Raw genomic sequence first — 8,065 nt, 5'->3', positions numbered from 1 at the left:
AATAATTAAAAAAACGAATGAATGATAAATAGTTTTCATCAACTAGATATCATCATTCGTTTTTATTATCTACTGTTACATCCTATACTAATCTAAAACGTTAAATAGTTTAAAAGCTCACATATAAAAACGATTCAATCATAAATTAACAAGTAAATCACTATGACTTAATACAATTCACAGTTATTAAAACTTCTGCTCCCTCATCTCTATTTCTAAGCTCAACTCGTCCTTTGTGTAGTTTTGCAACTCTACATACAAAACTAAGTCCAATACCATAATGTTGCTCTTTAACAGATCTAGCTTTATCCATACGATAAAAGAGCTTCCCAAAATGAGTTAAAACTTCTTCTGGAAATTCAGAGCCATTATTCCATATGCCTATTTTCAATTCTTTCCCCTCTTGCTCTACCCTAATGTTAATTTTAGGATTCTGTTTATCTGCATACTCCAAAGCATTTGTTAAAATATTTTGTATGGCACGAATCAGAAGAGATGGATTTATATAATAGTTTTCAGTTCCTTTCACATTTTGTTCAAAAGAAAACTTCATCTGATTTTTTATCAAAAAAGAGACTTCTTTCTCTAATTCATTGATGAAATCTGAAGAGGAATACTCCGTCCAACCTGTCTCATCATCATAATAGGTTTTAGAATAGTGAATCAATTGATTGAAATAATCTAGTAACTGTTGACTAGCTCTTTCTATATCTGCTAAGCATTCTTGAGATTGGTCGTTTTCAGTTATCGTCTGCAAAAATTCCACATTTCCCCTAATAATGGTTAAGGGAGTCTTTAAATCATGAGAAGCTGCTGAAACCTGAAACATCAAATCTTCTTTCTGCTGTTTCTCATCAACTATTAATTGTCGAATTCTATCTTGCATCACAATAATCCGATTTCCTGTCTCACGAAATTCTTTAACCGTTAAACTTTCTGTACATTCCCTCTTCACCCACATACTATTTTCATAAATCAAAGTCATTTCATAACTCAGTTTTTTCAACAATTTTCCAATGTGATAACTTATTAGAATAATCAATAGAACACAAATATATATCCATGATGACACATTGAAAAAAATTGATAGAACACCACTATTGTTTAAAGGTTTCCCATCTTCGTTTATTTGTATAGATACTGAAGCTGAGGGAATAAGATAGGCCATTAGTAAGCCAAGACTAAACTGCCAAATAATTCTCCAACAGGTTTCTCGAATTAATTGTCTAAAACTTTTGATTCTACCCATTGATATCCTCCACCGTATAAGGTTTTAATTGGATTTAATTGATAAGGTTTCAGCTTTTGACGAATTTGATAAATGTACTCTGAAACCGAACGTAAAAGAGCTTCTGAACTTTGTGGATATAGATAATTATAAATTTCCTCAATAGAATGTATTTTACTTGGGTTGCTTGCCAAAAGATTCACTATATCAAATTCCCTTCTTGTCAAGGCAATCTTATCATCATTTACAAATAGTTCCTTACTATCCGTATATAGTATAAGCTTACCAATCTTAATTTGATGAACATTTCCTTTAGTCCGTTCTTCACGACGCAAGTGCATTTTAACACGTGCTAAAAGTTCTTGCATACTAAAGGGCTTCATAATATAATCATCAGCACCTGCATTGATTCCAGCTACTAAATCTTCATCCATATCCTTAGCAGTTATAAAACAGATAGGAACAGTTATCTGCTCGCGAATCATCTGACAGATTTCTAAACCACTAACAGGCATCATAATATCTAATAAAATCAAGTCAAATCCTGTAAAATCACAAAGATCAATCTCTTCTATCTTATTTCGTATGACTACTTCATATTTTTCATATTCTAGTACTTTTTTTATTAGGCGAAGAATAGCAAGATCATCATCTACCACCAAAATTTTATAAGCCATAACTCACCCTCCTAACTATATTATAGCACTAACCGAGAAAAAGACAGAACATCCCCTGTCTTTAGCCTACATTTCTTCCTATTAGTATCAGTGTAGCAAATAGAAGAACAATTAATAACCAAACTATTTGTATCCCTAAGCCTTGCCACACTGGATAATAAAGAGACAATGGATAGGTATAAAAACAATTCATACTAGCCAGTAATGGTAAATTTCTAAAAAAAGAACTGAATTGTAATAACATTTGTCCCAACCCCAACAAAAGGGATAAACTGATTCCCAAAATTAAGATAAAAGACTGGGAAATAAATACAAAAATACCACTTAAAAGAGAGAAGGTTAGAATAGAAATACAAGCTGGAAATAGAATTGTTAGAACATGTTTAATATTACTCAAAAGATTGATATTGTAGTATCCTTGCGCGATTAGTATGCATAATGATATTACAGCAACCAATAATACAATTTCCATACATAATACAATAGCTAGTTTACAGATTATAAATTTCAAACGATTTGGACAGGTAAGAAAACTGGTACGAAGGCTAGAACCTGTAAATTCTTGACCTATAAATAGAACCGCTAGACTAATGAAACCTACCTGTCCTAAATAGAGACTTTGCAGTAGCTGTTCCAAAACAAACTGTAGAGTCAACTGGTCTGGCTTACTATTTAAAAAAACAACCATCGTCGGAACACACAGTAATAGAGCACCTATAATCAACCAGTGCCAAGGATTCATAATAAACTTGAGATACTCACTTTTAAGTTGCTCTTTCAACTTATTCGCCTCCTCCAATATCTGACTTAAGTAAGCGGTAAATTGCTAAAACCAAGAATGAGAAGTTCCAACAAAGTAAAAATAAAATATTTTGTAAACTATTATGTTCTAAAATTTGAGGAGATGTAGCAATCAATCCTTGACCCAATGCAACTGGAAGAAATTTTGCAACCGATATATAGTTTGCTAAGAATGTTCCTAGATTGTAGACTTGAGGAAGCAAAAATAATAGAGGAACAATGGCTGTTTTAAATGTCAAAGCCATAATATAGGCTAGCAGTCCCAACAAAGTCCAAGCTATACTGGCTAAAAATATATAGAACCAAACTGTTCCATTTAGTGAAAAAAGCAATAAGCCATCTTGTCCTAAAACATAATGTGTCATGTTAATCGTAAGGAATATTGATAGAAAGGAAATGATAAAAGAAAATACAAGCCAAACTAATGTTTTTGAAACTAGGAAAGTACTTCGATTTGTAATAGAGAGGAGACTTGTACGAATAGCAGAGCATTTATACTCCTCGGCTCCGTAAATTGAGCCTAGGATAATCATAATAAAAACACCAAATAAAGTGACATCAAAACCTAAAAATTCAATAGGAGGTATAGCTTCTGCTAATTCTGGATTTGTCTCTGGTGTAGCATGAATACCAACTGAAACAATTTGAGAAGCACCAATATTTGCTAAAAACGTTTGAAATACCAGTATTAAGAATAGTACAACATGAGTAGCTCTCTTATAAAGCAATTTAAAGATTTCAGAATGAAGAGAGTAAATAAGTCCCATGTCACTTTCCTCCCTCTGTTAAACTAAAGAAGACTTCTTCTAGTGAAGAAAGATTTTTCATCACTTCTTGTAAAGTGCCTTTTATAAGAACTTTGCCTTTATTTATGATAACTACATCATCTGTTACTGCTTCCACTTCCGATAATATATGAGATGATAGCAAGACTGTCTTCCCTTCTTGAGCTTGGTTTTTTATAAACTCTCTAAACCACCGAATTCCTCTTGGATCCAACCCATTAGTCGGTTCATCCAATATCAGATATTGAGGATTTCCTAGTAGAGCTGTTGCAATTCCCAAGCGTTGTCCTTCTCCTAATGATAATTTTCCAATTTTAGATTTTTTCTTATGGCTAATATCCACCATATCCAAGACTTGTTCAATTCGCTGACTGGATATCCCATTACTAGCAGCAACAATTTTCAAATGTTGATAAACAGTCCGATCATCAGGAGCTCCTACACTGTCAAATGAAGCTCCTACAGTCTTTAGAGGAAATTTTAATTCCTTATAAGTTTGATCTCCAATTTTGGTAAGACCAGATGTTGCTTTGTCTAATCCTAATAAAATACGTAAGGTTGAACTTTTACCAGCTCCATTTGGACCTAGGAAAGCAGTCACTCTACCTGCTTTTGCTTCAAAAGAAATATCTTTTAAAATTTGAGTTTGACCATATGACTTACATAAATTTTTAATGGTAATACTTTGTTCCATCATGTTCTCCTATTCTATTTAATATTTCTAAAAGTAACTATATCTTACACATTCATTTTCGGATTTTTTTCAGAATTTAGAGAGTAAAAAAGATTTAAAATTTTGTTTCATTTTATTATATGTATTTATTTGTCTCGCACCTTACAGAATGAGATAGACACATAGCAGAAAAGTAGTTAAGAATTTTTCTATCAGAAATTTCTTAACTACTTTTTCTAATGTCTTTAATTTAGTTCCTGTAGATAACTTTGGTAACTAGTATTTCTTAATTGTAATTCCTCATGTTTACCTTTATCTACAATTCTTCCATTATTGTCAAAAACAAACACTATATCAGCTTCACGAATCGTTGATAATCGATGAGCAATTGTTAGTCGTGTCTTTCCTTCAGTCAATGAGTTCACAGCCTTCGTAATAATTCGCTCAGTTTCTACGTCCAAACTTGCAGTAATTTCATCAAATAAATAGATATCACTCGGAAGCATTAATGAACGTGCTATATTAAATCGTTGCTTCTGACCTTCAGATAAACCTTGACCAGAATCAGATATATGACTCTCTAAACCTTTAGGCAATTGATTCATCAAGCTAAGAAGATCTAATTCTTTTAGAACAAAATACATCCTCTCGTCCGATACCCTACTATTTTTCCCATAACTCAAATTTTCTCTTAGAGTTCCATGAAACAAAGTATTATCTTGGGAAGTATAACTAATCAAATCGCGAACATTCTCCGAAGACAAATCCCTTAATCTTTTTCCTCCAATCAAGATCTCTCCTGCATCGTATTGATAAAATTTCATCAATAAAGAAAAAATAGTTGTCTTACCTGAACCGCTTGGACCTATAATCGCAACATGTTGCCCAGATGAAATGTGAAAGCTTAAATTATCTATTACACGTTTTTCTTGTTCTGAATAACTGAAAGAAACAGCATCAAAGGAAATAGAGAAGTCATTCACTTCTGTATAAGAGAAATTATTATCTTCTGAAGCTAAATTAAATAACTCTACTACACGTGTTCCTACCCCTTTTACTTCAGCAAAATCATCTAAAGACTGGATTAATTCTGAAGTCGGTTCCAGTAACTGCATGACATAAATAATGAAAGTAGTCAGTGTCACTATCGTCATTATTCCTTTCTGAACTTGCCATCCAGCTATTAAAATGATAATCAAGATGAAAAACATGATTACACTATTTAACAAGGCACTTTGAAAAGAGGAAATTGCTAATATTTTTCTAAAATTCTTGAAAAGTTCAGAAAAAACTTTAGACATCATCTTTATTTCTTGCTTCTCACCATTCATTGACTTTATTAATCTGAATTTAGAAAATTTATGACCTAAATCTCCTGCTAATCTCCCTAATAAATTTTGATGATCCAAAAAACACATTTCTAGTTTAGCATTTATAGGAAGCGTTACAAATAATAGGCACAATATTAGTACTAGACTAACTAACGTTAAATAGAAATTAATTGAAACTAAAAAATAAGCAGTCCCTACAATAATGAATATATTCATAATGACCTGTGGAAAAGTTACCGAAATTAATTTTAATACCACCGACATATCATTTGTTAATCGGTTTGATAAATCTCCTGCTTGATATCTTTCAACATCTGTTATTGATAAAAATAAAATTTTCCTATGAAGACTTTCCTGCATCTTTTTCATAGCCTGATTTCCACTCATTCCTAGTAAATAAGAAGATATCGCCTGTAAAGTATAAACAGATAAAAAGAATAATAGCATCCCTATTAGCATTAGCGGATTTGATAAAATAAATGTCAAAAATGACATATCCATCATTTTCCCTATAAACTGAGGAATCAATAATCCCATTCCTGCGCTAATAAAACTTAAGAACAAACCTATAAAGAACCTTGGTTTGTCTAAACAATGAAATAAATATTGATAAAACTGTTTTTGCTTTATCATTTTAAAATTCTACCTTTCTAAATTTCTTTAAGCTAAAATAAAATAGAATAAGTGAGTAGAATGTTGTTATTGAAATAATTCCAATATAGGCTAAGTGAAAATTACCCTCCTCGGCTAATAAACGAAAACCATTTGGGAAAATCAAACCAATTTTACCAAATAGAGGTAAAATCCCTGTAAAAATAAGTAGAATAATGCCACTTACAATACTTGCAATATTACTGAAAAACAGCGATATCATAGTTAGTAGAAATATATAAAAAACATGATGTAAAATCGTTCCAAAAATAGAGAATATAGCCAACAAACTATCCTGACCTAAAAATTCTCCTGAAGCGAAGGGAAGATGGATAACTCTTAAATAATAAACACCAAACATTAGCAAAGAAAAAATCAAAACAAATAAAGCAAATAAAGATAGTATACTGAGTATTTTTGATAATAAAATCTTTTTCCTCTCTATATCCTTATATAAGAAAAGTCGGTGTAATTCTATATCACTTCTCACTACAGACAAAATTAGTAGAAATAAGGATAAGGTTGGTAGAGTTGAATTGAAAGAAAGATTAAAAATACCATCATACATTTCTAAAAAACTTAATTTTGCTCCAGTTTCTATTGAAGTTACATTCATAAAACTTGTTTCCATAAATGTAGAAGCTAAATATAGAATAGGAATTAGACTAAAAAGTAAAAATAGCTTGCTTTCTTTTCTATTCCATGTTGTGCTTAATACAGCCCAAAAAATATCTTTCATTTCACTACCTTTCCATAAAAATATCCTTTAACTGATTTTCTTTCATACTAATCGAAGAAATCATCTGTTTTTCACCCAAAAATTGTAAGACTTTATTTAATTCTTCTCTACTAGATTGCGAAGAAAGGACTAAATACTGATCCTCTAAATAAACAGTATCTGACAGATAAGATTCCAGGATTGAACTGTTTACATCATCTATCAACTCAATCAATACATCTCTTCCAGATGGTTTAGAAAATTCATCCGCTAAACAACCAGACTCTATGTATACATAACGATCACATAGAGATTCTAATTCACTCAATTGATGACTCGATATCAACATCGATATCTTTCTCTGACTAGCCCATTCTTTCAAAATAGCAATCAATTTTTGAACACCTATTGGATCCAATCCTACAAAGGGTTCATCTAAAATTAAAAAATTAGGTTCTGCAACAAGAGCTATTGCTAAAGCTGTTCTTTGCTTCATTCCAAAAGAAAAATTCTTCGGTTTTCTTTTCCTTACTTCCCATAGCTCTACTAATCTTAATGTCGATTCAATATTTGTGAAAAGTTCTTTCTTGTTATGCAATCTCAAATAAAATTTTAGATTATCTTCAACTGTCATTTCAGGATAAAATACAGGATCAATCATAATGCCTACATCCTGAAGTAAACAATCTTTTGAACTCAGTTCAACTTCATTATAATAAATTTCACCTTCCGTCGGCTTAAGGGATTTGGCGATTAATTTCATGAGGGTGGATTTTCCTGCCCCATTCTTACCTATCAACCCCACAATTTCTCCCTTATTTATTTCCAAATTAACATTTCTCAATGAATAGAAATCATTTCCTGCAAATTTTTTAGATAAATTATGAATTGTTAACATTTTTCACTCCCTCTTTTATTTTTCTGACTCTTTATATAGTAAGTAACAATTGATATAGAAAGATATAAAATTACCACAAAAATAATCTGAGACATCTCCAGAGGAGATTGAGCTATCTGCACTGTCATTTCATCTGATACAACGATATTTCTTTCCACAAATACTTTCCAAATAGACATTTTTTCAGACAAAATAGCAAAAATCATATAAGCCACACTTGAAATGATAGGCAAACTGATACTTTTATAAATTAAATCCTTTTTATTTTTACTATTATATAATACGTAACCATGAATAATAATC

General features: G+C 31.2%; 9 protein-coding genes. All 9 read right to left on the bottom strand.

From position 1 onward, the window contains the following. Nucleotides 1-160 precede the first annotated feature (160 nt). The gene (locus SMIDD26_RS01530) at nucleotides 161-1,249 is read right to left on the bottom strand and encodes a sensor histidine kinase (RefSeq protein ID WP_061438694.1); all 1,089 of its coding nucleotides are present in this window, start codon (nucleotides 1,247-1,249) and stop codon (nucleotides 161-163) included. Continuing rightward, the gene (locus SMIDD26_RS01525) at nucleotides 1,219-1,905 is read right to left on the bottom strand and encodes a response regulator transcription factor (RefSeq protein WP_061438693.1); all 687 of its coding nucleotides are present in this window, start codon (nucleotides 1,903-1,905) and stop codon (nucleotides 1,219-1,221) included. The genes SMIDD26_RS01530 and SMIDD26_RS01525 overlap by 31 nt, the downstream gene beginning before the upstream one ends. 61 nt (nucleotides 1,906-1,966) lie before the next feature. Then, nucleotides 1,967-2,686, bottom strand: coding sequence for an ABC transporter permease (locus tag SMIDD26_RS01520; RefSeq protein WP_061438692.1), 720 nt, complete (start codon nucleotides 2,684-2,686; stop codon nucleotides 1,967-1,969). A gap of 1 nt (nucleotide 2,687) precedes the next feature. After that, nucleotides 2,688-3,473 (bottom strand): ABC transporter permease, encoded by a 786-nt coding sequence (locus tag SMIDD26_RS01515; RefSeq protein WP_061438691.1) that lies wholly within the window; start codon nucleotides 3,471-3,473, stop codon nucleotides 2,688-2,690. Nucleotide 3,474: 1 nt separating this feature from the next. Next, nucleotides 3,475-4,185, bottom strand: coding sequence for an ABC transporter ATP-binding protein (locus tag SMIDD26_RS01510; RefSeq protein ID WP_061438690.1), 711 nt, complete (start codon nucleotides 4,183-4,185; stop codon nucleotides 3,475-3,477). A gap of 224 nt (nucleotides 4,186-4,409) precedes the next feature. Further along, nucleotides 4,410-6,128 (bottom strand): ABC transporter ATP-binding protein, encoded by a 1,719-nt coding sequence (locus tag SMIDD26_RS01505; protein WP_061438689.1) that lies wholly within the window; start codon nucleotides 6,126-6,128, stop codon nucleotides 4,410-4,412. 1 nt (nucleotide 6,129) lies between these two features. Further along, nucleotides 6,130-6,885: a hypothetical protein gene (locus SMIDD26_RS01500; protein ID WP_061438688.1), complete on the bottom strand. Its 756-nt coding sequence runs from the start codon at nucleotides 6,883-6,885 to the stop codon at nucleotides 6,130-6,132. A gap of 4 nt (nucleotides 6,886-6,889) precedes the next feature. After that, a complete protein-coding gene (locus SMIDD26_RS01495) occupies nucleotides 6,890-7,762 on the bottom strand; it encodes an ABC transporter ATP-binding protein (RefSeq protein WP_061438687.1) in 873 nt (290 codons plus the stop codon). Then, a partial coding sequence (locus SMIDD26_RS12135; RefSeq protein ID WP_246746847.1) for an Msa family membrane protein occupies nucleotides 7,756-8,065 on the bottom strand: 310 nt, incomplete at its 5' end. The genes SMIDD26_RS01495 and SMIDD26_RS12135, both read right to left, overlap by 7 nt.

Source organism: Streptococcus mitis (genome assembly GCF_001579035.1).
Lineage (GTDB): Bacteria > Bacillota > Bacilli > Lactobacillales > Streptococcaceae > Streptococcus > Streptococcus mitis_J.
The sequence above is the reverse complement of the archived record's forward strand: the minus strand, read 5'-3'. Positions and strand labels throughout refer to the sequence as shown.